A 26,725-nucleotide genomic window follows, 5' to 3' on the forward strand; every position below is an offset into this window, starting at 1 on the left:
CGGGGATGAATCGTAGGGAAGCGGCCACCGAGACCGCGGACGCTTCCCGCTTATACCTGCGGATGCATTCTTGTCCGGGAGCACGATGTCGTGGCCGCGCCCCCGGCGTGTCACATTTCACTTGTCACTTCACTGCGGCTTGAAATTGTGCGCGTACGTCCGTTCGTCGGTACGCGGCACATAGGTGATGCCCTTCTGGGTGGCCCAGGTGGTCACCTGCTGATGGATCGGGATGATACCGCCATCGTTGATGGCAATCGCGGTAGCTTCCTGCAACAGCTTGGAACGCTCGCCGTCATCCACGGTGGCCAGCGCCTTTTCCAGTACCACGTCCATCTTCGGATTGCAGTACTCGCCCCAGTTGGTCGTGCCAAAGCCCTTCTTCGGATCCTCGCAAGCCAGCAGCGCGCGCAGCGGCGAACTGACTTCGCCGGTTTGCGCGCCCCAGCCCAGCAAGCCGAACGAGAACTCGTGCTTGATGCCCTTGGACGAGTAGGTTGCCATCGGCATGCCCTCCACCTTCGTCGTAATGCCGATGCGGGTCAGGTTCTGCGCAATGGTCTGGGCAATCTTCTCGTCGTTGACGTAGCGATTGTTAGGCGTGTGCAGGGTAATACCGAAGCCGTTCGGATAGCCCGCCTCGGCCAGCAGCTTCTTGGCGCCTTCCGGGTCGTACTTGACCGTCTTCAGGTTGGGGTTGTAGCCGAACAGCGTGGGCGGCACCAGGTTGTTGGTCGGTTCGGACAGGCCTTCCATCAAGCGGTCCTTGATGCCCTGCCGGTTGATGGCCATGCTGATGGCATTGCGCACGCGCGCATCCTTCAGCGGGTTCTTGTCCATCGGCGCGCCTTCCTTGGTGGTAACAAAGGGCGACTTGTCTTTCTTGTCATCGGTGTACAGGTAGATCACGCGGTGCGAGATCTTGGAGAAGAACGTCAGCTTGGGATCCTTGCGCACCTGCGGCAGGTCCGGCGTCGGCACGTTCTCGATAGCCTGCACGTCGCCGGACAGCAGCGCCGCCATGCGCGTGGCCGGATTCGGGATGAAGCGCAGCGTCACCTTGTCCCAGGCGGGCTTGGGGCCCCAGTAGTCGGGGTTCTTCACCAGGTCCACCCGGTCGTCGCGCGCATAGTTGACGAACTTGAAGGGGCCGGTGCCGATCATGCCCTTGCCCTGCGCGAAGTCGTCCGAGGTCAGGCCCTGCGTCGCCTTCTTCTGCACGATGAAGATCGACGTCAGGTCGTTCAGCATCAGCGGGTACGGCGTGTTGGTGGTGAGCTGGATGGTGTACTTGTCGATCACCTTCTTGTTGATGATCGCCTTGGTGTAGACGTCAAACTTGCCGGGGCTGTTCAGGATGGTGGCCGGGCGCTCGATCGACCAGATGATGTCCTCGGTGGTGAGCTCGGAGCCATCATGGAACTTCACGCCCTTGCGGATCTTGAATTCCCAGGTCAGGTTGTTGACCAGCTTCCAGGACTCGGCCAGGCCGGGAATGATCTTGCTGTCCGCGTCCATCTTCACGAGACACTCGAACATGTGCTCGGAGACGTTGATGTTCGAGAACAGGTTATAGAAATGCGGATCCATCGAGGTCGGGGGCGAACTCATGGCCAGCTTGAAATCGACCGCGTGGGCCTGGCTGGCAAAACCGAAGCTCATGGCCGCGGTTACCACCATGGCACCGAATGCCTTCTTGCATGTGCGAAGGGACATCGCGCAACTCTCCCAGGGGAAAAATGGTAGCAAACAACTACTAAGGGCAGCGTTGGCACATCGCGCCGGGCGCCGCATTTTGGTGCGGCTGGATGGGCGATCAGCGGCAACGTTGCCGGGCAGGCACATCAAGCATGAACTGTTCCAGCAGTGGACCCTGCGGGGCAATGCGGGGAAACCCCCGCGCTGTCTTGCCCGCAGTGCATCACGCGCACGCGCGTAATCGCGCACTTGTGGCCTGCCGAGCGCCTGTTTTGGCGCTTTCACGCAAGGCGTCGTATGATCCGGATATCCCTCGCCCAAACTGGCATCATGACACTCATCCCCGAAATTCTTCAGGCGCAAGCCGAGATCCGCACCATCCGACGCGACATCCACGCCCACCCGGAGCTTTGCTTCAAGGAGGAACGGACTTCCGACGTGGTGGCGCAGAGCCTCGCCGCATGGGGCATCGAAGTTCATCGCGGCCTTGGCACCACCGGCCTGGTTGGTGTGATCCGCAATGGCAATAGCGGCCGCAGCATCGGCCTGCGCGCTGATATGGATGCGCTGCCGCTACAGGAAGCCAACACCTTCGGCCACCGCTCGCAGCACGATGGTCGCATGCACGCCTGCGGCCATGACGGCCATACGGCGATGCTGCTGGGGGCGGCGCGCTATCTGGCCGAGCACCGGAACTTCGACGGCACCATCAACCTGATTTTCCAGCCGGCCGAGGAAGGCGGCGGCGGCGCCCGCGAAATGATCAAGGACGGCCTGTTCGAGCGCTTTCCCTGCGATGCCGTGTTCGGCATGCACAACTGGCCCGGCATGCCTGCCGGCAGCTTCGGCACCACGGCCGGGCCACTGATGGCGTCGAGCAACGAATTCCGCATCGTCGTGCGCGGCAAGGGCGCGCATGCTGCGCTGCCGCACAATGGCAACGATCCCGTTTTCACCGGAACGCAAATTGTCTCGGCGCTGCAAGGCATCATCACGCGCAACAAGCGTCCGATCGATGCCGCGGTGATTTCGGTCACGCAGTTCCATGCCGGCGACGCAACCAATATCGTGCCGGATGAAGCCTGGATCGGCGGCACGGTGCGCACCTTCACCCTGCCTGTGCTGGACCTGATCGAGCGCCGCATGGAAGAAGTCGCGCGGGCTGTGGCAAGCGCGTTCGATTGCACCGTGGATTTCGAGTTTCATCGCAACTACCCACCCACCGTCAACAGCGAGGCGGAAACGGTGTTTGCCGCGGAAGTGGCAAGGGAGCTGGTGGGCGCGGACAACGTCGACGACAAGATCGAGCCGACCATGGGCGCCGAGGATTTCTCCTTCATGCTTCTGGAAAAACCGGGGTGCTACCTGTTCATCGGCAATGGTGAAGGCGTGCACCGCGAAGCCGGCCATGGCCTTGGCCCATGCATGCTGCACAACCCGAGCTATGACTTCAACGACGAGATCCTGCCGGTTGGCTCGACCTTCTTCGTAAAGCTGGTGGAAAAGTGGCTGGCTCCTGCCTGAGTACGCAGATCAGCGCCGCGCCGGCCTGCAGCGCCGGCGCGTGGTCATGACGGAGAAGCGGTATCAGTCCAGCGCGATGTCGCCGTACCAGCTTTCAGCGCGGCTCTTGGTATTGTCGGTATCGGTCATGAGGCCGATCGCAACAACCTTCCCCGGATCGGTCCCGAAGGCCTTGCGGTAGTCGGCGCGCAAGTCGCGCCGATGGCAACGCCATTCGTTGGTATGGCGGGTACCGGAATCCACCACGATCATGCGCACGCGCTCGGTGTGCGGGTTCGACAGCACGGAGCCTTCCGGCTTGCGCCCTCCCCAAATGTACATGAGCGTGGCGTAGGGCATCTCACGCCCTGTCGTCAGCCGCGCCATCTCGTACATCAGTTGATCCTTGAGCGAGAGACTGCCCTTGTCTCCATCGAATGCGACGAAGATGCGCAGCGGCGAGTCCTCGCGCGGAGCCTGGCTATTGTCGGCACTGCGGATCACGTCACGCGTCTTCCACGTCCAGTTCAGCATGCCCGGCTCGCGCCCCACCAACGGCACATACAGACCCGAGGCCGAACTGTCGGCTTCTGCATGCAACACCATGCGTCGGTCGACTTCGGTCAAGGTATAGCGGGTGGGAAGCTTGTTTCGGTTGACGGTCCAGGGCTGCCAGCCTGCTGGCTTGCTAAGCCCATAGGGAGCCGCCGAAAACAACGGCAGCCCCTTTAGCGTAGGGTGTTCTTCCGCCTCGCTGCCATGGTCGGCTTCGGCATGTTCCTCGCTCGTCGAAGCGAGGTCCCGAGCCGGTGGCCCGGGTGGAACCAGCGTGTCCGTCGGCGCTGCATGCCTGAGCTGTTCGATATGCCCGGCAAAGCTGCCGCAATCAATCGCCGAGGCAGCAGCCATGGCCCCAGGGCCTGATTGCGCGACCGGCGCACGCTCGGTGGACGCCGTTTCCAGTGTGCCGCAACCCGCCAAAGTAAGCGCACCTACCACGCCGGTCAGTGCCAACAGGCAAAATCTGGCCGCCATTGATCCCCCGCCTGGATGCCACTGCCGGCCACGCCCTCTCGCGCTCGCCGGCATTGGATCTTTGAAATCTTTCGAACTGCGTCAATGCATCGAACTGCATCACGGGGGACTGTGCCCTCGCTTGGGGCTACGGTAACAGAACGAAATGGGGGAAGGAAGACTCCAGTACCCTGACTGGGGGACTTCTGCGACAGCGCAAACGAAGCCCTAAAAGCAAAACCCCCCAGTACTTTCGTACTGGGGGGTTTCAAGGGAGAGCCTGGCGATTACCTACTTTCACACGGGTATCCGCACTATCATCGGCGTGGAGTCGTTTCACGGTCCTGTTCGGGATGGGAAGGGGTGGTTCCAACTCGCTATGGTCACCAGGCATAAACGGTGGCCGCGTTGAGGTTGAGTCAACGCAGCGAATAGGGATGTAGTAGAGGTTGTGCGTATCGGCCAAGCTGCTTGTTACTGCTGCAGCGGCACGCGATACTCAACCAGCAGAAACACACTGGTTATAGGATCAAGCCTTACGGGCAATTAGTACTGGTTAGCTTAACGCATTACTGCGCTTCCACACCCAGCCTATCAACGTCCTGGTCTCGAACGACCCTTCAAGGAGCTCAAGGCTCCAGGGAATCCTCATCTTCAGGCGAGTTTCCCGCTTAGATGCTTTCAGCGGTTATCTCTTCCGTACATAGCTACCCTGCGATGCCTCTGGCGAGACAACAGGTACACCAGCGGTACGTCCACTCCGGTCCTCTCGTACTAGGAGCAGCCCCCGTCAAGATTCCAACGCCCACGGCAGATAGGGACCAAACTGTCTCACGACGTTTTAAACCCAGCTCACGTACCTCTTTAAATGGCGAACAGCCATACCCTTGGGACCGGCTACAGCCCCAGGATGAGATGAGCCGACATCGAGGTGCCAAACACCGCCGTCGATATGAACTCTTGGGCGGTATCAGCCTGTTATCCCCAGAGTACCTTTTATCCGTTGAGCGATGGCCCTTCCATTCAGAACCACCGGATCACTATGTCCTGCTTTCGCACCTGCTCGACTTGTCGGTCTCGCAGTTAAGCACGCTTTTGCCATTGCACTTTAGGTACGATGTCCGACCGTACCAAGCGTACCTTCGAACTCCTCCGTTACACTTTGGGAGGAGACCGCCCCAGTCAAACTGCCTACCATGCACTGTCCCCGACCCGGATTCACGGGCCAAGGTTAGAACCTCAAACAAACCAGGGTGGTATTTCAAGGTCGGCTCCACGCAGACTAGCGTCCACGCTTCAAAGCCTCCCACCTATCCTACACAGATCGGTTCAAAGTCCAATGCAAAGCTACAGTAAAGGTTCATGGGGTCTTTCCGTCTAGCCGCGGGGAGATTGCATCATCACAAACACTTCAACTTCGCTGAGTCTCGGGAGGAGACAGTGTGGCCATCGTTACGCCATTCGTGCAGGTCGGAACTTACCCGACAAGGAATTTCGCTACCTTAGGACCGTTATAGTTACGGCCGCCGTTTACCGGGACTTCAATCAAGAGCTTGCACCCCATCATTTAATCTTCCGGCACCGGGCAGGCGTCACACCCTATACGTCCACTTTCGTGTTTGCAGAGTGCTGTGTTTTTATTAAACAGTCGCAGCCACCATTTTATTGCAACCCCTTCACCCTCCTGGCGCAGGCCAGTCAAGCTACAAGGGCGTACCTTATCCCGAAGTTACGGTACCAATTTGCCGAGTTCCTTCTCCCGAGTTCTCTCAAGCGCCTTAGAATACTCATCTCGCCCACCTGTGTCGGTTTGCGGTACGGTCTCGTATGACTGAAGCTTAGAGGCTTTTCTTGGAACCACTTCCAATTGCTTCGCAGCACTAGGCCGCTCGCCCCATATCCTTGAATTCCGCGCCCGGATTTGCCTAAGCGCCTTCTCCAATACAGGGACCGGGACTTCCAACACCCGGACAACCTTCCGCGATCCGTCCCCCCATCGCATCATACGACGGTGCAGGAATATTAACCTGCTTCCCATCAGCTACGCATCTCTGCCTCGCCTTAGGGGCCGACTCACCCTACGCCGATGAACGTTGCGTAGGAAACCTTGGGCTTACGGCGAGGGGGCTTTTCACCCCCTTTATCGCTACTCATGTCAGCATTCGCACTTCTGATACCTCCAGCATCCTTTACAAGACACCTTCACAGGCTTACAGAACGCTCTCCTACCATGCACTTACGTGCATCCGCAGCTTCGGTGACTGGCTTAGCCCCGTTACATCTTCCGCGCAGGACGACTCGATCAGTGAGCTATTACGCTTTCTTTAAAGGGTGGCTGCTTCTAAGCCAACCTCCTGACTGTTTTAGCCTTCCCACTTCGTTTCCCACTTAGCCAATCTTAGGGACCTTAGCTGGCGGTCTGGGTTGTTTCCCTCTTGACACCGGACGTTAGCACCCGATGTCTGTCTCCCGTGATTGCACTCTTCGGTATTCGGAGTTTGCTATGGCGGGGTAATCAGCAATAGACCCCCCAACCATGACAGTGCTCTACCCCCGAAGGTGAGACACGAGGCACTACCTAAATAGTTTTCGGAGAGAACCAGCTATTTCCAGACTTGTTTAGCCTTTCACCCCTATCCACAGCTCATCCCCTAACTTTTCAACGTTAGTGGGTTCGGTCCTCCAGTACGTGTTACCGCACCTTCAACCTGGCCATGGATAGATCGTCTGGTTTCGGGTCTACACCCAGCGACTGAACGCCCTATTCGGACTCGCTTTCGCTACGCCTTCCCTAATCGGTTAAGCTTGCCACTGAATGTAAGTCGCTGACCCATTATACAAAAGGTACGCCGTCACCCGTTTCCAGGCTCCGACTGTTTGTATGCATGCGGTTTCAGGATCTATTTCACTCCCCTCCCGGGGTTCTTTTCGCCTTTCCCTCACGGTACTGGTTCACTATCGGTCGATCACGAGTATTTAGCCTTGGAGGATGGTCCCCCCATCTTCAGACAGGATTTCACGTGTCCCGCCCTACTTGTCGTACACCTAGTTCCACAACGCTGTTTTCGCATACAGGGCTATCACCTGCTATGGCCGGGCTTTCCATCCCGTTCTGCTAACAACACTGCTAAAGAGTACAAGGCTCTTCCCATTTCGTTCGCCACTACTTTGGGAATCTCGGTTGATTTCTGTTCCTGCAGCTACTTAGATGTTTCAGTTCGCCGCGTTCGCTTCCCTGACCTATGTATTCAGTCAGGGATGACCCATCAGGGCCGGGTTTCCCCATTCGGACATCTCCGGATCAAAGCTTGTTTGCCAGCTCCCCGAAGCTTTTCGCAGGCTACCGCGTCCTTCATCGCCTGTGATCGCCAAGGCATCCACCACATGCACTTGTTCGCTTGACCCTATAACGAGTGTGTCTCAAACTTGCGTTCAAGCCGTGCTCGCTACAGGATGAGTTCTCGCATTTGTGCCGTATTCCAAGTCATCTTTCGATCACTTAAATACATTTTGGTTGATACAATCACAACCCGGTATCGTGTGTTACTTCAGCGTCTCATCAACGCTCACGACACCTTTACTACATCCCATATTGTTAAAGAACAGCCGTGCGAAACTTGGTCTCGCAACGTCTTGGCCAAGGCCAAAGGCAAACGCTCAATCCTAAGCGCTTGCCTTTGACGACCAATCCAAGGTGCACACCGAAGTGCGCGGTAAATGGTGGAGGATGACGGGATCGAACCGACGACCCCCTGCTTGCAAAGCAGGTGCTCTCCCAGCTGAGCTAATCCCCCATGTACTTCTGTCCGGAGGTTCAGCGTCGAACCACCATCCGTAACTTGGTGGGTCTGGTAGGACTTGAACCTACGACCCCCGCCTTATCAAGACGGTGCTCTAACCACCTGAGCTACAGACCCTTGGCTGTAACAGCAAACAAACCGATAAGTGTGAACGCTCGACTTTAGATGCACGCTCTGAAAGGAGGTGATCCAGCCGCACCTTCCGATACGGCTACCTTGTTACGACTTCACCCCAGTCATGAACCCTGCCGTGGTAATCGCCCTCCTTGCGGTTAGGCTAACTACTTCTGGCAAAACCCACTCCCATGGTGTGACGGGCGGTGTGTACAAGACCCGGGAACGTATTCACCGCGGCATGCTGATCCGCGATTACTAGCGATTCCAGCTTCACGTAGTCGAGTTGCAGACTACGATCCGGACTACGATGCGTTTTCTGGGATTGGCTCCCCCTCGCGGGTTGGCAACCCTCTGTACGCACCATTGTATGACGTGTGAAGCCCTACCCATAAGGGCCATGAGGACTTGACGTCATCCCCACCTTCCTCCGGTTTGTCACCGGCAGTCTCTCTAGAGTGCTCTTGCGTAGCAACTAAAGACAAGGGTTGCGCTCGTTGCGGGACTTAACCCAACATCTCACGACACGAGCTGACGACAGCCATGCAGCACCTGTGTCCACTTTCCCTTTCGGGCACCTGATGCATCTCTGCTTCGTTAGTGGCATGTCAAGGGTAGGTAAGGTTTTTCGCGTTGCATCGAATTAATCCACATCATCCACCGCTTGTGCGGGTCCCCGTCAATTCCTTTGAGTTTTAATCTTGCGACCGTACTCCCCAGGCGGTCAACTTCACGCGTTAGCTACGTTACTGAAGAAATGAATCCCCAACAACTAGTTGACATCGTTTAGGGCGTGGACTACCAGGGTATCTAATCCTGTTTGCTCCCCACGCTTTCGTGCATGAGCGTCAGTGACGTCCCAGGGGGCTGCCTTCGCCATCGGTATTCCTCCACATCTCTACGCATTTCACTGCTACACGTGGAATTCTACCCCCCTCTGACATACTCTAGCCTTGCAGTCACAAGCGCCATTCCCAAGTTGAGCTCGGGGATTTCACGCCTGTCTTACAAAACCGCCTGCGCACGCTTTACGCCCAGTAATTCCGATTAACGCTCGCACCCTACGTATTACCGCGGCTGCTGGCACGTAGTTAGCCGGTGCTTATTCTTCCGGTACCGTCATCCCCCCGCTGTATTAGAGCAAGGGATTTCTTTCCGGACAAAAGTGCTTTACAACCCGAAGGCCTTCTTCACACACGCGGCATTGCTGGATCAGGGTTGCCCCCATTGTCCAAAATTCCCCACTGCTGCCTCCCGTAGGAGTCTGGGCCGTGTCTCAGTCCCAGTGTGGCTGATCGTCCTCTCAGACCAGCTACTGATCGTCGCCTTGGTGGGCCTTTACCCCACCAACTAGCTAATCAGACATCGGCCGCTCCTATCGCGCGAGGCCTTACGGTCCCCCGCTTTCACCCTCAGGTCGTATGCGGTATTAGCTAATCTTTCGACTAGTTATCCCCCACGACAGGGCACGTTCCGATGTATTACTCACCCGTTCGCCACTCGCCACCAGGATTGCTCCCGTGCTGCCGTTCGACTTGCATGTGTAAGGCATGCCGCCAGCGTTCAATCTGAGCCAGGATCAAACTCTTCAGTTTAATACCTGTGTGGTTCCGCGCAGTTGCCTGCTGAAACCTCGCTCTTTCGAGCGGTCGCTCACTCTCAGAAAACTGACTGGTTACATCCGCGATTTGCACCCCGGACATAACCAACATGTTTTACTGTGCGAGCACTTTATAACTTGTAAGCTAAAAGACCGAAGTCTTCCGCATCCGCTATCAAGCGCCCACACTTATCGGTTGTTTGTTTGTTAAAGAACTAACCGCGGTTCGCTTTGCTTACCGCGTCGCTGCGTTTGCTGCAGCAGAGAAACGAGATTATGAAGAGCAATCAGCGTTTCGTCAACAGGTTTTTTTACTTCCGTTCGCTGCGCCTTTCGCGCCGCCAACCACCCCTGCCAACCCCGCAACCCTTGTCCCGCCTGCTTTGCAGCGCGGTAGTTGTGTTGCGAGGGGGCGAATCTTAAGCGGACCAACCCACCTTGGCAATAGCTTTGTCACACAAGTATGAGAGACCCTTTTGGCGATCGAAATCAACTCATTGATCTATAAAGAAAATATGTCCTTTCCAGCCGCATCGGGGAGGTGAGTACCCGATGAAGTTACTCGGGTATTCACCTATCAAGTTTTCAGCGATGCTGGAAATTGGCCGCGCGCTTCTCCACAAATGCGGCCATCCCCTCCTTCTGGTCCTCAGTCGCGAAGGTCGAGTGGAACAGGCGGCGCTCAAGGTGAACGCCTTCGGAAAGGCTCGTCTCGTAAGCGGCGTTGATCGACTCCTTGATCATCATGACCACGGGCAGCGAGAAGCCGGCGATGGTCTCGGCGGCGGCCAGGGCGTCGTCGAGCAGTTTGTCGGCCGCGACCACGCGCGACACCAGGCCTGCACGCTCGGCTTCCGCCGCATCCATCATGCGCGCGGTCAGGCACAGGTCCATGGCCTTTGCCTTGGACACGGCGCGCGGCAGGCGCTGGGTGCCGCCGGCCCCGGGCATCGTGCCCAGCTTGACTTCCGGCTGGCCGAAGCGGGCGCTATCGGCCGCGATGATGATGTCGCACATCATGGCCAGTTCGCAGCCACCGCCCAGCGCGTATCCGGCTACCGCCGCGATCACCGGCTTGCGGACGCGGCGGATAGCCTCCCAGTTCCGCGTGATGTAATCACCCTTGTACACATCCATATAGGAGTACTTGGCCATCATGCCGATATCCGCGCCCGCGGCAAAGGCACGCTCGCTGCCGGTAATCACGATGCTGCCGATGGCCTCATCGGCATCAAAGGCAAGCAGGGCCGCGCCCAGTTCATCCATCAGCGCGTCGTTAAGCGCGTTCAGGGCCTTCGGGCGATTCAACGTCACCAGGCCTACGCGGCCGCGCGTCTCCACCAGAATGTTCTCGTACGACATGTGTTCTCCTCTTGAAAGTGGATCGATTCGTTACCCAGCGAGACAATACTCGCGCGTGGAAATTAGTGCTACCATTCGCCGACCGACTGGTCGGTTTATTTAAGCGGCGCTCCGCTTCCGTCTATATATAAGGGGAGCGCCGGCGTACCACCAGACATAGCGGCCACAAACATGGCAGGAGACAAAGATGCCAGAAATGCCCCCACAGGTCAGCCTGACTTCCGGCCCGATACTGCTCGCATGGCACGGCCAGGTAGCGGTCATCACGCTCAATCGCCCCGACAAGCTCAATAGCTTCACCCGCGAGATGCACGCCGTGCTGCAGCAGGCGCTCGACCAAGTCGAGGCCGGCGGCGCCCGGGCCTTGCTGCTGACCGGCGCGGGGCGTGGCTTCTGCGCGGGACAGGACCTGGCCGACCTGGATTTCACACCCGGTGCGATGACGGATCTGGGCGAACTGATCGATGCGTGGTTCAACCGCCTGATCCGGCGCCTGCAAAAATTGCCGCTGCCTGTGATCGCCGCTGTCAACGGCACGGCGGCCGGCGCGGGCGCCAACCTCGCCCTGGCCTGCGACATGGTTCTGGCGGCGCGCTCCGCCAGCTTCATCCAGGCTTTCGTCAAAATCGGGCTGGTCCCGGATTCCGGCGGCACCTGGCTGCTCCCCAAACGCATCGGCATGGCGCGCGCGATGGGCTTGGCCATGACGGGCGACAAGCTCGGCGCGGAAGAGGCCGAGAAATGGGGGCTGATCTGGGAGGCGATGGACGACCCCCTGCTACCCGAACAAGCGCTGGCCCTGGCCACCCATCTGGCAGCCCAGCCGACGCGCGCGCTGGCAGCCATCAAGCAGGCGATGTACGCCGGCGCAAGCCAGGGACTCGACGTCCAGCTCGACCTGGAACGCGACCTGCAGCGGGAACTGGGCGCCTCGCATGACTATGCCGAGGGAGTGAACGCCTTCCTGGAAAAGCGCGCGCCGCGCTTCACCGGCCGCTAAGGCCGGCCCCACCGGTAATGCCCACCCTCCCCGCCCCCGACAGGAGACCAGCTTGACCCACAATCCCCAGGCCCTCGCCGAAGCGGCCGCCGCCAGCATGTACGAAGCCGATGCCTGCAGCCGCTGGCTGGGCATTACCCTTGAGGCCGTACGGCCCGGCTACGCGCGCCTGTCCATGCCGGTACGGCAGGAGTTCCTCAACGGTCACGGCATCTGCCACGGCGGCCTGATGTTCACGCTAGCCGATTCGACCTTTGCCTTCGCCTGCAACAGTCACAATATCAACACGGTGGCCGCGGGCTGCAGCATCGAATTCCTCAAACCCGTACACGGTGGCGACGTGCTGACCGCCGAAGCCACGGAACAGGTCCTGTCGGGCAGGCATGGCATCTACGATATCCGCGTGATCAACCGTGCGGGCGAAGTGGTGGCGATGTTCCGCGGCAAGTCCGCCCAGATCAAGGGGCATGTGGTTGCCCCGCCGGAACCGGCGTGAATCCATCGACATAGACGCACCAATACATAAGCCCCCACGCGCAGGAGACACTATGACGCGCCTGACAGATCTGCCGCTCGATCCGATCGAGACCGCCAGCCGCGACGAATTGCAGGCCTTGCAGCTGGAACGCCTGAAATGGTCGCTCAACCACGCCTACCAGAACTCGCCGGTCTACCGTGCCAAGTTCGACGCCGCCGGCGTGCATCCGGACCAGGTACGGACCCTGGCCGACCTCGCCCGCTTTCCCTTCACCACCAAGCAGGATCTGCGCGACAACTATCCGTTCGGCATGTTTGCCGTGCCGCAGGACCGCGTGGCGCGCATCCATGCCTCGTCGGGCACGACTGGCAAGCCCACGGTGGTGGGCTATACGCTGAAGGACATCGACACCTGGGCCACGGTGATGGCGCGTTCGATCCGCGCGGCGGGGGCGCGGCGCGGCGACAAGGTGCATATCAGTTATGGCTACGGGCTGTTCACCGGCGGCCTGGGCGCGCACTACGGAGTGGAAAAGGCGGGGCTCACCGCGATCCCCTTCGGCGGAGGCCAGACCGAGCGGCAGGTTCAGCTGATACAGGATTTCAAGCCCGAAGTGATCATGGTCACGCCCAGCTATATGCTGGCCATCGCGGACGAATTCGAGCGCCAGGGCATCGATCCCGCGTCCACCTCGCTTCGGGTCGGCATCTTCGGCGCCGAGCCCTGGACGCCCGAGATGCGTCTGGCCATCGAGAAGCGCATGGGCATCTCGGCGGTGGATATCTATGGGTTGTCGGAAGTGATGGGGCCGGGTGTGGCCAACGAGTGCGCCGAGACCAAGGACGGCCCGACCATCTGGGAAGATCATTTCTATCCGGAAGTGATCGATCCGGTCACTGGCGAAGTCCTGCCCGATGGCGAGTTTGGCGAACTGGTCTTCACCTCGCTATCCAAGGAGGCGCTGCCGATCATCCGCTACCGGACCCGTGACCTCACCCGCCTGCTGCCCGGCAGCGCCCGCCCGGCCTTCCGCCGCATGGAAAAGATCACCGGCCGCTCCGACGACATGATGATCGTTCGCGGCGTCAATGTGTTCCCCTCGCAAATCGAGGAACTGATCCTCAAGCATGCGGAACTGGCGCCGCACTACCAGTGCGTGCTGAGCAAGGACGGCCATCTCGATGTGCTGACCGTGCGCGTGGAATGCGCGCATGGCGTCGATCCGGCGGCCACGCAGCAGGCCAACAAGCAGCTGACGTACGACATCAAGGCCTATATCGGCGTCACCGTCAGCATCGAGATCCTGCCCTCCGGTGGCGTGGAGCGCTCGGTGGGCAAGGCGCGACGCATCATTGACCAGCGCCCGCGCTGAAGGCCCGTGGCCGGCCAGGGCCGGCCGGCCCGCGGCCTAGCTGCGCGGCATCAGCACCCACATGCGCCCGCCCTGCTTCATGCGGCCGGCGGTTTCGCCTGCGGCATCCCCGGCGCCCCAGAAGAAGTCAGCGCGCACGCCACCCTTGATGGCGGTCCCCGTATCCTGCGCGAACATCAGGCGTTGGATCGGCTCGGTGGAGAGCGGCCGCGTGGTGGAGAGGAAGACCGGCACGCCCAGCGGAATGGTGGCGGGATCTACCGCGATGGAGCGCTCCGCAGTCAGCGGCACGCCCAGTGCGCCGACCGGACCGTCATTGTTGGCCGGCAGCTCACGGAAAAACACGAAGCGCGGATTGACGTTGAGCATTTCCTCGACGCGGCCCGGATTGGCGCGCGCCCAGGCCTTGATGCCCTGCATGGTGGCCTGCGCCGGCGTGATCTCGCCACGATCGAGCAGCCACTTGCCGAACGAGCGGAACGGCTGGTCATTGGTACCGCCGAAGCCCACCCGCATGACGCTGCCGTCCTGCAGGCGGATCCGGCCTGAGCCCTGGATCTGCAGGAAGGCGGCTTCCACGGGATCGTCCACCCAGACCAGCTCCTGGCCGCGCAGCGCCGGGTTCTGCAGCAGTTCGGCGCGCGCCGGCAGCGGCCGGTTGCCCCATTGGGGGGGCTTGCGGTACAGCGGGATCTGGTACTGGCCCTGGCGCGTGCGCGCGCCGTGCAGGATCGGCTCGTAGTAGCCGGTGATCAGCCCGCTGTCGGTGCCGTCGCCGTTGACCACGCGGAAGGGCTGGAAGTTGGATTCGAAGTAGGCGCGCATGGCGCCCAGGTCGCCGGCATCGACCAGCATGCCAAGCGCACAGACGCGGTTCCATTCGGTGCGCTTCTTCAAGGCCTGGCAGCTGGCCTGCAGCGCCGGCCAGGCGGCGCGCATGTCGTCCTGGCCCCAGCCCCCGATCTCGCTCCAGCTGGCGGCCTGCAGGACGCCCTTCTGCGCGGAACCGGTCGGCGGCGTCACGGGCCGCGTGCCGGGCCCCTCGACGCGGGGCGGCGGGCCGCTCATGCAGCCAGCCAGCAGCGTGGCTGCAGCGGCCAGCCCCAGCCAGCCGAGCCGGCGCCCGCCGGCCTCCTTGCGTGCCTGTGCGGCCGAGGCCCGGGGGGTAGAAAACGGAAAGCGGAAAAAGGAATGCAGGTATGCCATCTTGATTGGATGAAAACTCAGCTTGTCGCGGATGCGGCGGATGCGGCGGATGTCGCCGATGCCACGGCCAGCCGTGACGGGCTATGGCCTACAATGCCCACCGTCGCCTCCACGTAGCCCTGTCGCCCTGTCATGAGCAAGTTTTTCGAAGCCCATCCCATGCTGCTGTTCGCCCTTGAGGCCGGACTGGCGCTCTTCCTGCTGATCTTTATCGTGGTCTGGACCATGGGCACGGCCAAGAAAAACCCGCGCCCAAGCCGCGCTCCGGACAATCATCCTTCGCGTGCCGGCCAGGACGCGGCCCATACCCGACAGGATCAGGACCGCACGCCGGGCCAATAGGTTCCGCGCCACGCCGGCGGGCAACCTTGCCCGCATTGCAGCCCGGCCCCGCCCGGCGCGCGCGCCTCAATGCAGCATGCGCGGCAGGACCAGCGCAAACTCCGGAATCGGCACCTCGAAGCGATGGCCATCCTCGGCCACGCAGAAATACTCTCCCTTCATCGAGCCCACCGGCGTCGAGATGGTAGCCCAGCTGGTGTACTCGAAATGCTCACCCGGCTTGAGCAGCGGCTGGTGCCCCACCACGCCAAGGCCGGCCACTTCCTGGGTACCATTGTCGCTATCGGTAATGACCCAATGGCGCGAGATCAGCTGCGCCGCCACCTCGCCGGTATTGTGGATCGTGATGGTGTAGGCGAAGGCATGGCGCCCGCGCTCGGGGTCTGACTGGTCGGTCAGGTACTGGGTCCGTACAGCCACGGAAAACGCGTATTCGCTCATTGTCGGCACATCGCAGGCGGGATCAGGGTAGCCGCATTGTGCGGCAAGGCTCCGGGGGCGGCAAGCAAAGCCGCCGCGAGTTGCCCCAACCTGCGGGCAGCGCCGCGCTGCGCGGGGAGGGTAAAATACCGGCTTCCCCTTGAAGCACCCTCCTCCGAGCCCCGCCATGAGCACGCCCACCTACCGCATCGCCCCGTCCATCCTGTCCGCCGACTTTGCCCGCCTGGGCGAGGAAGTGCGGCGCGTGACCGCGGACGGCGCCGACTGGATCCATTTCGACGTGATGGACAACCATTACGTGCCGAACCTGACCGTGGGCCCGCTGGTGTGCGAGGCGATCCGTCCGCATGTGACCGCCCCGATCGACGTGCACCTGATGGTGCGCCCGGTGGACCGCATCGTCCCGGACTTCGCCAAGGCCGGCGCCAATATCATCTCCTTCCACCCGGAAGCCAGCGACCATATCGACCGCACGCTGTCGCTGATCCGCGATCATGGCTGCCAGGCGGGCCTGGTGTTCAACCCGGCCACGCCGCTGCACCATCTGGACCACGTGATGGACCGCATCGACCTGATCCTGCTGATGTCGGTCAACCCCGGCTTCGGCGGCCAGTCCTTCATTCCCGAAACGCTCAACAAGCTGCGCGAGGCCCGCAAGCGTATCGACGCCTACGCCGAGCGCACCGGCCGGCGCATCCTGCTGCAAGTGGACGGCGGCGTGAAAGTGGATAACATCGCCGAGATTGCCGCGGCCGGCGCCGACACCTTTGTCGCCGGCTCCGCCGTGTTCAGCAAGCCGGACGCCGATGGCGGCTACAAGGGCGTGCTGTCCGCCATGCGCGCCGAGCTGGCCAAGGTTGGCCAATGAGCGTGGTCCAGCCTAAACGCACCGACTGGCGCGGTATCCGGGGCGTCATTGTCGACCTGGACGGCACCATGGTGGACACCGCGGGCGACTTCCATGCCGCGGTCAATGCCATGCTCAGGGCGCTGGTCCACCTGCATCCGCAACTCGGCAGCGCCGAGCCGATGGGTAAGGCGGAAATCGTCAGCTTCGTCGGCAAGGGCTCGGAGAACCTGATCCGGTGCGTGCTCGACGCGCGCTTCTCGCCAGCCCACGCCAATGGGATGTTCGCGGATGCGCTGGCCCTGTACGACCGCGAATACCTGCGCATCAACGGCCAGTTCTCGCGGGTCTACGCCGGCGTCGCCGAGGGGCTGGCGGCGCTGAAGGCAGCGGGCCTGCGGCTGGCCTGCGTCACCAATAAGCCACATAACTTCACCGAGCCGCTACTCGCGAAGACAGGCCTGGGGCGCTTCTTCGAGCTGGTCTACGGTGGCGACGCCTTCGCCCTGCGCAAGCCGGATCCCCTGCCGCTGCTCAAGGTGGCCGATGCGTTCCGGCTGGAGCCGGCCCAGATGGCGGCGATCGGCGACTCGGAAAACGATGCGCAGGCAGCGCGCGCGGCGGGCATGGGAGTGCTCCTGGTGCCCTATGGCTACAACCATGGCAATCCTGTACAAGGCGTCGACGCCGATGGTATAGTCGATTCCATTGTCCTGGCTGCGGAGCTTTTTGCGGCACATCGGGCATGACCCTGGCGGCCACGGCCGCCAGACACAAGCATCGCCAAACACCCAAACCATAAATCGCTGAACACGATTTCATGTTTCTGAACCGCAAACGCATCTCTTCTGGCAGTGATCGGCAGGCCTGGCCCTGGCGTCGCTGGCGCGCCTCCCAACAGGCGTAAAGTGCGTTCGCGAGTCTCCTGACCGCCCCCTTCCCGCATCCCCGCGATGCATCCGTACCAGGATGGGGCCGGCCAGACCGGCAGGTTGCCGGACCCTCACTGATTTTCCAGCCGCCCGACATCCCAGCCCTTGCGCCGGTGTCACCCGAACGCGCTGCACGCCCACCCCGGCCGTGCGTGGACACTCGTCCGCGCCATGGTCTCTCCGGGGCGGGTCTGACGACCTTCCAGCCCCAAGTTGCCGACATCGCGGCGTGCGCCATACTGATACGCAGGCGCCGCAGCACAAGAGGATCGACATGACCGAACTGGAATTCAAATCGCTGGCCGAGCAGGGCTACAACCGCATCCCGCTGATCGCCGAAGCCTTCGCCGACCTGGAAACGCCGCTGTCGCTGTACCTGAAGCTGGCGCAGTCGCAAACGCGCGGGGTCAACACCTTCCTGCTGGAATCCGTGGTGGGCGGCGAGCGCTTCGGCCGCTACTCCTTTATCGGCCTGCACGCCCGCACCCTGCTGCGCGCCCACGGCATGCGCACCGAGGTGGTCACAGACGGCCGCGTGGTGGAAACCCATGAAGGCAACCCGCTCGACTTCATCGCCGATTTCGAGAAGCGATTCAAGGTGGCGCTGCGCCCCGGCCTGCCGCGCTTCTGCGGCGGCCTGGCTGGCTACTTCGGCTACGATGCCGTGCGTTATATCGAAAAGAAGCTGGCCAACACGCAAAAGCCAGACGATCTGAATTTGCCCGACATCCAGCTGCTGCTGTGTGAAGAGCTGGCGGTGATCGACAACCTGTCAGGCAAGCTCTACCTGATCGTCTACGCCGACCCGACCACGCCCGAGGCTTACGCCCGTGCCCGCCAGCGCCTGCGCGAGCTGCGCATGAAGCTGCGCCAGCCGGTGGATGTGCCGATCACCAGCCCCTCGGTGCAGACCGACGTCTACCGCGAGTTCGACAAGGCCGATTACCTCACCGCCGTGCACAAGGCCAAGGAGTACATCATGGCCGGCGACATGATGCAGGTGCAGATCGGCCAGCGCCTGGTCAAGCCGTACCGCGACTCGCCGCTGACGCTGTACCGCGCGCTGCGCTCGCTGAATCCGTCGCCCTATATGTACTTCTACAACTTCGGCGACTTCCAGATCGTGGGCGCCTCGCCCGAGATCCTGGTGCGGCAGGAAACCCGCCGGGTTGGCAGCAATGGCGACCAGCGCGAGGATCACATCGTCACCATCCGTCCGCTGGCCGGCACCCGCCCGCGCGGCAACACCCCGGAAAAGGACGCGCAGCTCGCCACCGAACTGCTCAACGACCCGAAGGAAATCGCCGAGCATGTGATGCTGATCGACCTGGCGCGCAACGATATCGGCCGCATCGCCGAGACCGGTTCGGTCAAGGTCACCGACCAGATGGTGATCGAGAAGTACTCCCACGTGCAGCACATCGTCAGTTCCGTGGAAGGCACGCTCAAGCCCGGCATGAGCAACCTGGACGTGTTGCGCGCCACCTTCCCGGCCGGCACGCTGTCGGGCGCGCCCAAGGTGCACGCGATGGAGATCATTGACGAACTGGAGCCGCGCAAGCGTGGCATCTACGGCGGCGCGGTGGGCTACCTGTCCTTCGGCGGCGAGATGGACCTGGCAATCGCCATCCGCACCGGCATCGTCAAGGACGGCAATCTCTATGTGCAGGCCGCCGCCGGCATCGTTGCCGACTCGGACCCCGAAGCCGAATGGAGGGAAACCGAAGCCAAGGCGCGCGCCGTGATCCGCGCCGCCGAGCAGGTCCAGGACGGCCTGGATTCGGATATCTAAGGTAAAGGGAACAGGGGAACCGCCATGCTGCTGATGATCGACAACTACGATTCGTTTACCTACAACCTCGTCCAGTACTTCGGCGAACTCGGCGCCGACGTGCGCACCTATCGCAACGACGAAATCACGCTGGAAGAGATCGAGGCACTCAAGCCCGACCATATCTGCGTCTCGCCCGGCCCGTGCAGCCCGAAGGAAGCCGGTATCTCCGTGGCGACGCTGCAGCACTTTGCCGGCCGCATCCCGATGCTGGGCGTGTGCCTGGGCCACCAGGCCATCGGCGAGGCCTTCGGCGGCAAGGTGATCCGCGCCAAGCAGGTCATGCACGGCAAGGTCAGCCGCATCGAGACCACACAGGAAGGCGTCTTCGCCGGCCTGCCCAAGCATTTCGACGTGACGCGCTATCATTCCCTGGCGATCGAGCGCGAGACGTTGCCGGATTGCCTGGAAGTGACCGCCTGGACACCCGATGGCGAAATCATGGGTGTGCGCCACAAGACGCTCGCCATCGAGGGGGTGCAGTTCCATCCCGAGTCCATCCTGTCCGAGCATGGCCATGCGCTGCTGGCCAACTTCATCAAGGCGCCGCGATGAGACTGCTCGATACGCCGAACGCGCCCGCCCCATCAAATATCAAGACGGAAACCGCCATGTCCATCACGCCCCAGGAAGCCCTAACCCGCTGCATCGAACACCGCGAGATCTTCCATGACGAGATGCTGCACCTGATGCGGCAGATCATGCAGGGCCAGATGTCGCCGGTGATGGCGGCGGCCATCCTGACCGGGCTGCGCGTCAAAAAGGAAACCATCGGCGAGATCTCGGCGGCGGCGCAGGTGATGCGCGAGTTCGCCAACAGGGTGCCCGTCAAGGACCGCGAGAACTTCGTCGACATCGTCGGCACCGGTGGCGATGGCTCGCACACCTTCAATATCTCCACGGCGTCGATGTTCGTCGCCTCCGCCGCCGGCGCTCGCATCGCCAAGCACGGCAACCGCGGCGTCAGTTCCAAGTCGGGCAGCGCCGACGTGCTGGAGGCGCTGGGCGTCAATATCATGCTGACGCCGGAACAGGTCGGCGAGTGCATCGAGCAGACCGGTATCGGCTTCATGTTCGCGCCCACCCATCACCCGGCCATGAAGAACGTGGCGCCGATCCGCAAGGAAATGGGCGTGCGCACCATCTTCAATATCCTGGGCCCGCTGACCAATCCGGCAGACGCGCCCAATATCCTGATGGGCGTGTTCCACCCCGACCTGGTCGGCATCCAGGTGCGCGTGATGCAGCGCCTGGGCGCCAGGCACGCACTGGTGGTCTACGGCAAGGACGGCATGGACGAAGTCTCGCTGGGCGCCGCCACGCTGGTGGGCGAACTGAAGGACGGCGAGGTGCGCGAGTACGAGATCCACCCCGAGGACTTCGGCCTGCAGATGATCTCCAATCGCGGCCTGAAGGTGGCAGATGCCACCGAATCCAAGGAGATGCTGCTCGAAGCGCTGACCGACGTGCCCGGCACCCCGCGCGAGATCGTCACGCTCAATGCCGGCACCGCGCTGTACGCGGCCAATGTGGCCACCTCGATCGAGGACGGCATCCAGCGCGCGCGCGAAGCCATCGCCAGCGGCGCGGCGCGCGAGAAGCTCAACCAGTTCGTGCGCGCCACGCAGCAGTTCAAATAAGCCGGCCCCGTAGCCCATCCGTCGAGCGAGAGAATTACCGCATGTCCGATATCCTGCAGAAGATCCTGGCCGTGAAGGCCGACGAAGTCAACGCGGCGCGCAAGAAGCGCGACCTGCCCAGCCTGCGTGCCGAGGCCGAGAGCCTGCGCGGCGAGCCGGGCCTGGCCCCGCGCGGCTTTGAGCGCGCGCTGCGCGAAAAGATCGCCGCCGGTAACGCCGGGGTGATCGCCGAAGTGAAGAAAGCCTCCCCCTCCAAAGGCGTGCTGCGCGAGAATTTCGTGCCGGAGGCGATTGCCGAGAGCTATGCCAGCCATGGCGCGGCCTGCCTGTCTGTGCTGACCGACGTGAATTTCTTCCAGGGCCACGCCGACTTCCTCAAGCGCGCCCGCGGCGCCTGCCCGCTGCCGGCTCTGCGCAAGGACTTCATGATCGACCTCTACCAGGTCTATGAAGCCCGCACCTGGGGCGCCGACGCCATCCTGCTGATCGTGTCCGCGCTCGACCACGGCCTGATGGCGGAACTCGAAGCCTGCGCCCATGAACTTGGCATGGACGTGCTGGTGGAAGTGCATGGCGGCGAAGAGCTGGATGCCGCGCTGCGCCTGAAGACGCCGCTGCTGGGCGTGAACAACCGCAACCTGCGCACGTTCGAAGTCACGCTCGACAACACGCTGGACCTGCTGCCGCGCATCCCGGAAGACCGCCTGGTGGTGACCGAATCCGGCATCCTCGGACCGGACGACGTGCAGCGCATGCGCGACGCCAATGTGCATGCATTCCTGGTGGGCGAGGCCTTCATGCGAGCGCCCGACCCCGGTGTCGAACTGGCACGACTGTTTGCCTGAGCGGGGAGCACGCAACGAAATGGCCCAGGAAATCGAACTCAAACTGGCGGTGCCGGACGGCGCCATGCCGGCGCTCGCAGCCTGGCTGGATGCGCAAGGCCAGGCGCGCGGCGAGCACACGCTGCTCAATGTCTACCTCGACACCCCCGCGCGCGACCTGGCCGGCGCCCGTGCCGCCCTGCGGCTGCGCCGCCACGGCGAGCAATGGCTGCAGACCTTGAAGACCGCCGGCAAGAGCGAGGCCGGCATGGCCACCCGCCACGAGTGGGAAACCAAGGTGGCCGCCGAAGCCATTGAACTCGACGCCTTCCCGGCTGAAGCCCGCGCCTTGCTGGCGCCGCTCGCCGCAACACTGGCGCCGGTATTCCGCACCGATTTCGCGCGGCGCACCTGGCTGGTCGAACAGGATGGCGTTCGTATCGAGGCCGCACTCGACGTCGGAACGATTTCGGCGCCGGCGAGCGCTGAGCAAGAGACGATCCGGGAACTGGAGCTCGAGTGGCTTTCCGGCGATGCCGGACAGGCGCCCACGCAGCAACAAGCCGAGGCCGCGCTGCGTGCACTGGCGTTGCGCCTCCAGCATGTCGCGCCCCTTAAGCCGTCCGACCAGAGCAAAGCCGCACGCGGCTACCGGCTCGCGGCCGGAGCCGGCCGCACCTGACGTCGCGCCCGCGCCCTCCTCGCCCCTCCCAACAAAGAACCAGGTATTCCTCCAGCATGAGCAAGCACAACCGCGCACAGGCCGACCTGTTCGCAGCCCCGGCCGTTGCCGATGCCGCCCCCGCTCCGGCCGCCGCCAGCCTGTCCGCGCAAGCCGCGGCGCTGCCGGGCGCCTGGCGCGAATTGCTGGCCCCCTGCATGAACACGGCCGGCTGGCAGGAACTGGCCAGCTTCGTCGACGGCGAACGTGCCAACGGCAAGCCCGTCTTTCCGCATGAGGTGTTCCACGCCTTGCACCTGACGCCGCCCGAGACCGTCAAGGTGGTCATCCTCGGCCAGGATCCCTACCACGGCACCGGCGTGGTCAACGGCAACGAGATTCCGCAGGCGCACGGGCTGGCCTTCTCGGTACCTGACGGCGTGCGCGTGCCGCCCAGCCTGCGCAATATTTTCAAGGAGATCGCCGCGGAATACGGCGACGGCGCCACGGCGGCGCCCACCTCCGGCAACCTCGAGGGCTGGGCGCGCCAGGGCGTGCTGCTGCTCAACACCGTGCTCACGGTGGAGCAAGGCCAGGCCGCCAGCCACGCCAAGCGCGGCTGGGAAGCGATAACGGACTGCCTGATCCAGGGCTTGTCCGCCGCCCGCCCCAACCTGGTCTTCCTGCTGTGGGGCAGCCACGCCCAGGCCAAGAAACCCTTGCTGGCCGGCTCGCACTGCGTGCTGGAAGCGCCGCACCCGTCGCCGCTTTCGGCGCATCGGGGTTTCCTGGGCTGCGGACATTTCCGGCTGGCCAACGACTGGCTGCAGCGGCACGGCGCCGCGCCGGTGGATTGGCGCGCCACCTGACCCCGGACGCTAGGGCCTGTTGACAATCAGCAACGAGTGGGCTGTTAACTTGTGAAGAAATCTGTTTACATCCTGTCTTTTGCGGAAAGACAGGATGCCAAGGTTGATGCTCAGCGATGAACAATACGAACGGATCGCCCCCTTGCTGCCCGGCAAGGCAACGGACCCGGGTCGAACGGCGGCAGACAATCGACTGTTTGTCGAGGCCGTGCTGTGGATGGCGCGTACCGGCAGCCCATGGCGCGATCTACCTCCCGATTTCGGACCTTGGAACAGTGTGTACCAGCGCTTTGCCAGATGGTCTCGGGCGCAGGTGTGGCACATGGTGTTTGCTGAGCTTGGGGGCGACGCCGACTTCGAGGAAGTCTTCATCGACAGCACCATTGTGCGTGCCCACCAGCATGCCGCCGGCGCGCCCCAAAAAAAGGCGATCAGGCGATCGGCCGCTCGCGTGGCGGATTGACCACCAAGATTCATGCGCTGGTCGATGGATTGGGTATGCTCGCGCGCTTTCGCCTGACCGGCGGCCAGGCCGGAGACAGCCCCGAAGCGCTGCCTTTGCTTGACGAACTGAAGCCCGCCAGTCTGGCCGCCGACAAAGCCTACGATTCGAACGCGATCCTGCAACACCTGCAGTCCGCGGGTATTCAAGCCGTCATCCCCAGTCGCGCCAATCGTCTTGAACAACGCCCCCTGGACGAGCATCTGTATGCCTCACGAAATTTGGTCGAACGCTTCTTCTGCCGCATCAAGCAATTCCGCCGCGTTGCCACGCGCTACGACAAGCTCTCCGAACGTTTCTCATCGTTCGTTGCGCTCGCCGCCGCATTCATCTGGGTCTGCTGATTGTCAACAGGCCCTAGGCTGTCGGCAGGCAGTCGAAATCGTCGAACTCGCCCGTGCCGGGCAGCGCCACCAGCGCGCTGACCTGCGCGGCTGGCGGCCCGCGCCGCATCCAGACGCAAAGTGCCTCCAGCCGGTCAGGCGGCCCATAGGCCATCACCTCCACCGAGCCATCCTGCCGGTTGCGCACCCAGCCGCCCAGCCCGAGCGCCCCGGCCTGCCCTGCGCAGGCCGCGCGGTAGCCCACGCCCTGCACCCGCCCCTTGACCACGATGTGCCATGTTTCCATCTGGGTACCCCTTGCCCGACGCGGCGGCTGAAACAGCCGCGGCATGCATCACAAGTAAACTAGACTGCGATCCCAAGCGTTACCAGTAAGGACACCCCGACGCGGGTAACGCCGAAAGCACAGCGATGCGCGCGGCGATCCGGCCAGCGTTGCGGCATCACTGGAAATCCCGCTCTCCGCCAACGCCGGCGCGGCGCCACGCGCGCGCCGCCGATCCATCCAGGACCCGGGGCCAGCCGGCCCCGCCCCGGCAACCGCTCAACGATCCACTGTCAAGATAATGCAGCAAGCCGAACACGACCAGGCCAGCTCGGTCACACTCCGAGGCTATGCCAGCCAGTTGCTGACCGCGCCGCCGAACCGATTCGACCTGGCGCTGCTGCCCATCATCCTGGCGGTGATCGTGCTGGTGGCCTTTGCCGCCCGGCAAATGAACGTGCCCTACCAGCCCGGCGAGCCGCTGGCGGTGCATCTGGACATCACCTACCTGCCGTATTACCTGATGCGCACCAGCATTCGCATGCTGGTGGCGCTGATGGCGTCGCTCCTGTTCACCTTTGCCTTTGCCGCGCTGGCCTCCAAGAACCGCACCGCCGAGAAAGTGATGGTCCCGGCGCTGGACATTCTGCAATCCATCCCGGTACTGGGCTTCCTGTCGATCACCGTGACCGGTTTCATCGCGCTGTTCCCCGGCAGCCTGGTCGGGGTCGAGTGCGCCGCCATCTTCGCCATCTTCACCTCGCAGGCCTGGAATATGGCGTTCAGCCTGTACCAGTCGATCCGCACCATTCCGACCGACCTGGTGGAAGCGGCGGCCATGTTCCGGCTCTCGGCGTGGCAGAAATTCTGGCGCCTCGAAGTGCCCTTCGCCATGCCGGGCCTGCTGTGGAACATGATGATGTCGATGTCCGGCGGCTGGTTTTTCGTGGTGGCGTCCGAGGCCATCTCGGTGTCGGGCAACGACATCCGGTTGCCGGGCATCGGCTCCTACATCGCGCTGGCGATCCAGCAGCAAAACCTGGCGGCGATCGGCTGGGCCATCCTGGCCATGCTGATCGGCATCGTGCTCTACGACCAGTTGCTGTTCCGTCCGCTGATCGCCTGGGCCGACCGCTTCCGCTTCGAGACCATGGCTCAGGAAAGCGAGCCCCAATCGTGGCTGCTCGACCTGCTGCGCCGCTCGGAATGGGTACGCATGCTGCTGGGCCGCACGGCAGCGCTGGCGGAACGCACGCTGGCCTGGCGCTCGGGCCGCAAGGCGGTGGTCCCCAAGGCCAGCGATGACCGGCGCGCGCTGTGGTTCGAGCGCCTGAGCAATCTCGTCATCATCCTGATCGCGGTGGCGGCCTTGTATCGCGTGATGCATTTCGTGCGTACGGAGGTGGGCTGGGCGGAGGTTGGCCATGTACTGTGGCTGGGCTCGCTGACGATGGTGCGGGTGATCGTGCTGATCGCGCTGGCGGCGGTGATCTGGGTGCCGATCGGCATCCGCATCGGCCTGAACCCGAAGGTGGCGCGCATCGCGCAGCCGGTGGCGCAGTTCCTGGCCGCCTTCCCGGCCAACCTGATGTTCCCGCTGGTGGTGATGCTGATCGTGCGCCTCGGCCTGAACCCGGAAATCTGGCTGAGTCCGCTGATGATTTTCGGCACGCAGTGGTACATCCTGTTCAACGTGATTGCCGGCGCCTCCGGCATCCCCACCGAACTCAAGCTGGCGGCGCGCAACTTTGGCCTGCGCGGCTGGCTGTTGTGGAAGCGCTTCCTGATCCCGGCCGTGTTCCCCAGCCTGCTGACCGGCTTGGTGACCGCGGCCGGCGGCTCATGGAATGCGAGTATCGTCTCCGAATACGTCACCTGGGGCGACCGCACGCTGGTCGCCACCGGCCTGGGCAGCTATATCGCGGAGATGACCGCCAAGGGCGACTTTCCCCGCATCGCGCTGGGCATCGGCGTGATGGCGGTGTTCGTGGTGGGCTTCAACCGCCTGCTGTGGAACCGCCTGTACCTGCTCGCGCAGGAACGCACGCGCCTCTGACCCGCACAAGCCGCGCAAGTCGTA

The 26,725-nt window shown here is 62.6% G+C and carries 21 protein-coding genes, 2 tRNA genes and 3 rRNA genes; 15 read left to right on the forward strand and 11 right to left on the reverse strand.

Annotated elements, in window-relative coordinates:
* Window positions 1-129 precede the first annotated feature (129 nt).
* Window positions 130-1,716 carry an ABC transporter substrate-binding protein gene (locus ACZY0R_RS34315; protein ID WP_488864778.1) on the reverse strand — a complete coding sequence of 529 codons (1,587 nt, stop codon included), beginning with the start codon at window positions 1,714-1,716 and terminating at the stop codon, window positions 130-132.
* Window positions 1,717-2,028: 312 nt separating this feature from the next.
* Here ACZY0R_RS34315 and ACZY0R_RS34320 point away from each other — a divergent pair, with 312 nt between their 5' ends.
* The gene (locus ACZY0R_RS34320; protein WP_488864780.1) at window positions 2,029-3,222 is read left to right on the forward strand and encodes a M20 aminoacylase family protein; all 1,194 of its coding nucleotides are present in this window, start codon (window positions 2,029-2,031) and stop codon (window positions 3,220-3,222) included.
* 63 nt (window positions 3,223-3,285) lie between these two features.
* Here ACZY0R_RS34320 and ACZY0R_RS34325 read toward each other — a convergent pair whose 3' ends face one another.
* The 7 genes from ACZY0R_RS34325 to ACZY0R_RS34355 form a co-directional block, all read right to left on the reverse strand.
* The gene (locus ACZY0R_RS34325) at window positions 3,286-4,236 is read right to left on the reverse strand and encodes a DUF3047 domain-containing protein (RefSeq protein WP_488864782.1); all 951 of its coding nucleotides are present in this window, start codon (window positions 4,234-4,236) and stop codon (window positions 3,286-3,288) included.
* A gap of 257 nt (window positions 4,237-4,493) precedes the next feature.
* Window positions 4,494-4,606, reverse strand: a 5S ribosomal RNA gene (rrf, locus tag ACZY0R_RS34330).
* Between the two features lie 134 nt (window positions 4,607-4,740).
* A 23S ribosomal RNA gene (locus ACZY0R_RS34335) occupies window positions 4,741-7,619 on the reverse strand.
* A gap of 314 nt (window positions 7,620-7,933) precedes the next feature.
* Window positions 7,934-8,009, reverse strand: a tRNA-Ala gene (locus ACZY0R_RS34340).
* Between the two features lie 46 nt (window positions 8,010-8,055).
* A tRNA-Ile gene (locus ACZY0R_RS34345) sits at window positions 8,056-8,132 on the reverse strand.
* 60 nt (window positions 8,133-8,192) lie between these two features.
* A 16S ribosomal RNA gene (locus ACZY0R_RS34350) occupies window positions 8,193-9,724 on the reverse strand.
* The 16S, 23S and 5S rRNA genes sit together here with 2 tRNA genes alongside, the layout of an rRNA operon.
* 590 nt (window positions 9,725-10,314) lie before the next feature.
* Complete coding sequence (locus ACZY0R_RS34355; RefSeq protein ID WP_428180383.1) at window positions 10,315-11,091, reverse strand: enoyl-CoA hydratase; 777 nt, start codon at window positions 11,089-11,091, stop codon at window positions 10,315-10,317.
* 196 nt (window positions 11,092-11,287) lie between these two features.
* On the opposite strand from ACZY0R_RS34355, the gene paaG reads away from it, so the two are divergent.
* From paaG to paaK, 3 genes are read left to right on the forward strand one after another with little or no spacing between them, the layout of a single operon-like run.
* On the forward strand, window positions 11,288-12,091 hold the full coding sequence (paaG, locus tag ACZY0R_RS34360) for a 2-(1,2-epoxy-1,2-dihydrophenyl)acetyl-CoA isomerase PaaG (protein ID WP_488866342.1): 804 nt from the start codon (window positions 11,288-11,290) through the stop codon (window positions 12,089-12,091).
* Between the two features lie 52 nt (window positions 12,092-12,143).
* A complete protein-coding gene (gene paaI / locus ACZY0R_RS34365) occupies window positions 12,144-12,587 on the forward strand; it encodes a hydroxyphenylacetyl-CoA thioesterase PaaI (RefSeq protein ID WP_488864784.1) in 444 nt (147 codons plus the stop codon).
* 52 nt (window positions 12,588-12,639) lie between these two features.
* On the forward strand, window positions 12,640-13,941 hold the full coding sequence (gene paaK / locus ACZY0R_RS34370) for a phenylacetate--CoA ligase PaaK (protein WP_488864786.1): 1,302 nt from the start codon (window positions 12,640-12,642) through the stop codon (window positions 13,939-13,941).
* Window positions 13,942-13,977: 36 nt separating this feature from the next.
* On the opposite strand, the gene mltA is transcribed toward paaK, so the two are convergent.
* On the reverse strand, window positions 13,978-15,147 hold the full coding sequence (gene mltA, locus ACZY0R_RS34375; protein ID WP_488864788.1) for a murein transglycosylase A: 1,170 nt from the start codon (window positions 15,145-15,147) through the stop codon (window positions 13,978-13,980).
* A gap of 132 nt (window positions 15,148-15,279) precedes the next feature.
* Here mltA and ACZY0R_RS34380 point away from each other — a divergent pair, with 132 nt between their 5' ends.
* Complete coding sequence (locus ACZY0R_RS34380) at window positions 15,280-15,489, forward strand: hypothetical protein (RefSeq protein ID WP_045238868.1); 210 nt, start codon at window positions 15,280-15,282, stop codon at window positions 15,487-15,489.
* Between the two features lie 66 nt (window positions 15,490-15,555).
* Here the strand turns inward: ACZY0R_RS34380 and apaG are convergent, their stop codons facing one another.
* Window positions 15,556-15,930: a Co2+/Mg2+ efflux protein ApaG gene (apaG, locus tag ACZY0R_RS34385; protein WP_035872641.1), complete on the reverse strand. Its 375-nt coding sequence runs from the start codon at window positions 15,928-15,930 to the stop codon at window positions 15,556-15,558.
* A gap of 166 nt (window positions 15,931-16,096) precedes the next feature.
* On the opposite strand from apaG, the gene rpe reads away from it, so the two are divergent.
* From rpe to ACZY0R_RS34430, 9 genes are all read left to right on the forward strand, one after another.
* Complete coding sequence (gene rpe / locus ACZY0R_RS34390; protein ID WP_045238867.1) at window positions 16,097-16,798, forward strand: ribulose-phosphate 3-epimerase; 702 nt, start codon at window positions 16,097-16,099, stop codon at window positions 16,796-16,798.
* On the forward strand, window positions 16,795-17,526 hold the full coding sequence (gph, locus tag ACZY0R_RS34395) for a phosphoglycolate phosphatase (protein WP_045238866.1): 732 nt from the start codon (window positions 16,795-16,797) through the stop codon (window positions 17,524-17,526). The genes rpe and gph overlap by 4 nt, the downstream gene beginning before the upstream one ends.
* A 457-nt stretch (window positions 17,527-17,983) precedes the next feature.
* The gene (gene trpE, locus ACZY0R_RS34400; protein WP_045238889.1) at window positions 17,984-19,501 is read left to right on the forward strand and encodes an anthranilate synthase component I; all 1,518 of its coding nucleotides are present in this window, start codon (window positions 17,984-17,986) and stop codon (window positions 19,499-19,501) included.
* Window positions 19,502-19,525: 24 nt separating this feature from the next.
* A complete protein-coding gene (locus ACZY0R_RS34405) occupies window positions 19,526-20,095 on the forward strand; it encodes an anthranilate synthase component II (RefSeq protein ID WP_035872633.1) in 570 nt (189 codons plus the stop codon).
* 56 nt (window positions 20,096-20,151) lie between these two features.
* Window positions 20,152-21,180, forward strand: a complete 1,029-nt coding sequence (gene trpD / locus ACZY0R_RS34410) for an anthranilate phosphoribosyltransferase (RefSeq protein ID WP_488864792.1) — start codon at window positions 20,152-20,154, stop codon at window positions 21,178-21,180.
* A 41-nt stretch (window positions 21,181-21,221) separates the two neighbouring features.
* Window positions 21,222-22,025: an indole-3-glycerol phosphate synthase TrpC gene (trpC, locus tag ACZY0R_RS34415; RefSeq protein WP_488864794.1), complete on the forward strand. Its 804-nt coding sequence runs from the start codon at window positions 21,222-21,224 to the stop codon at window positions 22,023-22,025.
* A gap of 19 nt (window positions 22,026-22,044) precedes the next feature.
* Window positions 22,045-22,686, forward strand: a complete 642-nt coding sequence (locus tag ACZY0R_RS34420) for a CYTH domain-containing protein (protein ID WP_488864796.1) — start codon at window positions 22,045-22,047, stop codon at window positions 22,684-22,686.
* 56 nt (window positions 22,687-22,742) lie between these two features.
* Entirely contained in the window at window positions 22,743-23,534 is a 792-nt protein-coding gene (locus ACZY0R_RS34425; RefSeq protein ID WP_488864798.1) for a uracil-DNA glycosylase, read from the forward strand.
* 94 nt (window positions 23,535-23,628) lie between these two features.
* A protein-coding gene (locus tag ACZY0R_RS34430) for an IS5 family transposase (RefSeq protein ID WP_488859801.1) occupies window positions 23,629-24,380 on the forward strand; the annotation gives its coding sequence in 2 pieces (ribosomal slippage) (window positions 23,629-23,946 and window positions 23,949-24,380; 750 coding nt in all).
* Window positions 24,381-24,393: 13 nt separating this feature from the next.
* Here the strand turns inward: ACZY0R_RS34430 and ACZY0R_RS34435 are convergent.
* Window positions 24,394-24,666 (reverse strand): acylphosphatase, encoded by a 273-nt coding sequence (locus ACZY0R_RS34435; protein WP_488864800.1) that lies wholly within the window; start codon window positions 24,664-24,666, stop codon window positions 24,394-24,396.
* Window positions 24,667-24,946: 280 nt separating this feature from the next.
* On the opposite strand from ACZY0R_RS34435, the gene ACZY0R_RS34440 reads away from it, so the two are divergent.
* Window positions 24,947-26,701 (forward strand): ABC transporter permease, encoded by a 1,755-nt coding sequence (locus ACZY0R_RS34440; protein WP_488864802.1) that lies wholly within the window; start codon window positions 24,947-24,949, stop codon window positions 26,699-26,701.
* Window positions 26,702-26,725: the final 24 nt, after the last annotated feature.

The sequence above is a fragment of the Cupriavidus sp. F041 genome (genome assembly GCF_057814235.1).

Bases quoted from the DNA above. Each gene is read 5' to 3' on its own strand.
- ACZY0R_RS34315 (WP_488864778.1), bottom strand. From the start codon at position 1,716: ATGTCCCTTCGCACATGCAAGAAGGCATTCGGTGCCATGGTGGTAACC.
- ACZY0R_RS34320 (WP_488864780.1), top strand. From the start codon at position 2,029: ATGACACTCATCCCCGAAATTCTTCAGGCGCAAGCCGAGATCCGCACC.
- ACZY0R_RS34325 (WP_488864782.1), bottom strand. From the start codon at position 4,236: ATGGCGGCCAGATTTTGCCTGTTGGCACTGACCGGCGTGGTAGGTGCG.
- ACZY0R_RS34355 (WP_428180383.1), bottom strand. From the start codon at position 11,091: ATGTCGTACGAGAACATTCTGGTGGAGACGCGCGGCCGCGTAGGCCTG.
- paaG (WP_488866342.1), top strand. From the start codon at position 11,288: ATGCCCCCACAGGTCAGCCTGACTTCCGGCCCGATACTGCTCGCATGG.
- paaK (WP_488864786.1), top strand. From the start codon at position 12,640: ATGACGCGCCTGACAGATCTGCCGCTCGATCCGATCGAGACCGCCAGC.
- mltA (WP_488864788.1), bottom strand. From the start codon at position 15,147: ATGGCATACCTGCATTCCTTTTTCCGCTTTCCGTTTTCTACCCCCCGG.
- ACZY0R_RS34380 (WP_045238868.1), top strand. From the start codon at position 15,280: ATGAGCAAGTTTTTCGAAGCCCATCCCATGCTGCTGTTCGCCCTTGAG.
- apaG (WP_035872641.1), bottom strand. From the start codon at position 15,930: ATGAGCGAATACGCGTTTTCCGTGGCTGTACGGACCCAGTACCTGACC.
- rpe (WP_045238867.1), top strand. From the start codon at position 16,097: ATGAGCACGCCCACCTACCGCATCGCCCCGTCCATCCTGTCCGCCGAC.
- gph (WP_045238866.1), top strand. From the start codon at position 16,795: ATGAGCGTGGTCCAGCCTAAACGCACCGACTGGCGCGGTATCCGGGGC.
- trpE (WP_045238889.1), top strand. From the start codon at position 17,984: ATGACCGAACTGGAATTCAAATCGCTGGCCGAGCAGGGCTACAACCGC.
- ACZY0R_RS34405 (WP_035872633.1), top strand. From the start codon at position 19,526: ATGCTGCTGATGATCGACAACTACGATTCGTTTACCTACAACCTCGTC.
- trpD (WP_488864792.1), top strand. From the start codon at position 20,152: ATGTCCATCACGCCCCAGGAAGCCCTAACCCGCTGCATCGAACACCGC.
- trpC (WP_488864794.1), top strand. From the start codon at position 21,222: ATGTCCGATATCCTGCAGAAGATCCTGGCCGTGAAGGCCGACGAAGTC.
- ACZY0R_RS34420 (WP_488864796.1), top strand. From the start codon at position 22,045: ATGGCCCAGGAAATCGAACTCAAACTGGCGGTGCCGGACGGCGCCATG.
- ACZY0R_RS34425 (WP_488864798.1), top strand. From the start codon at position 22,743: ATGAGCAAGCACAACCGCGCACAGGCCGACCTGTTCGCAGCCCCGGCC.
- ACZY0R_RS34435 (WP_488864800.1), bottom strand. From the start codon at position 24,666: ATGGAAACATGGCACATCGTGGTCAAGGGGCGGGTGCAGGGCGTGGGC.
- ACZY0R_RS34440 (WP_488864802.1), top strand. From the start codon at position 24,947: ATGCAGCAAGCCGAACACGACCAGGCCAGCTCGGTCACACTCCGAGGC.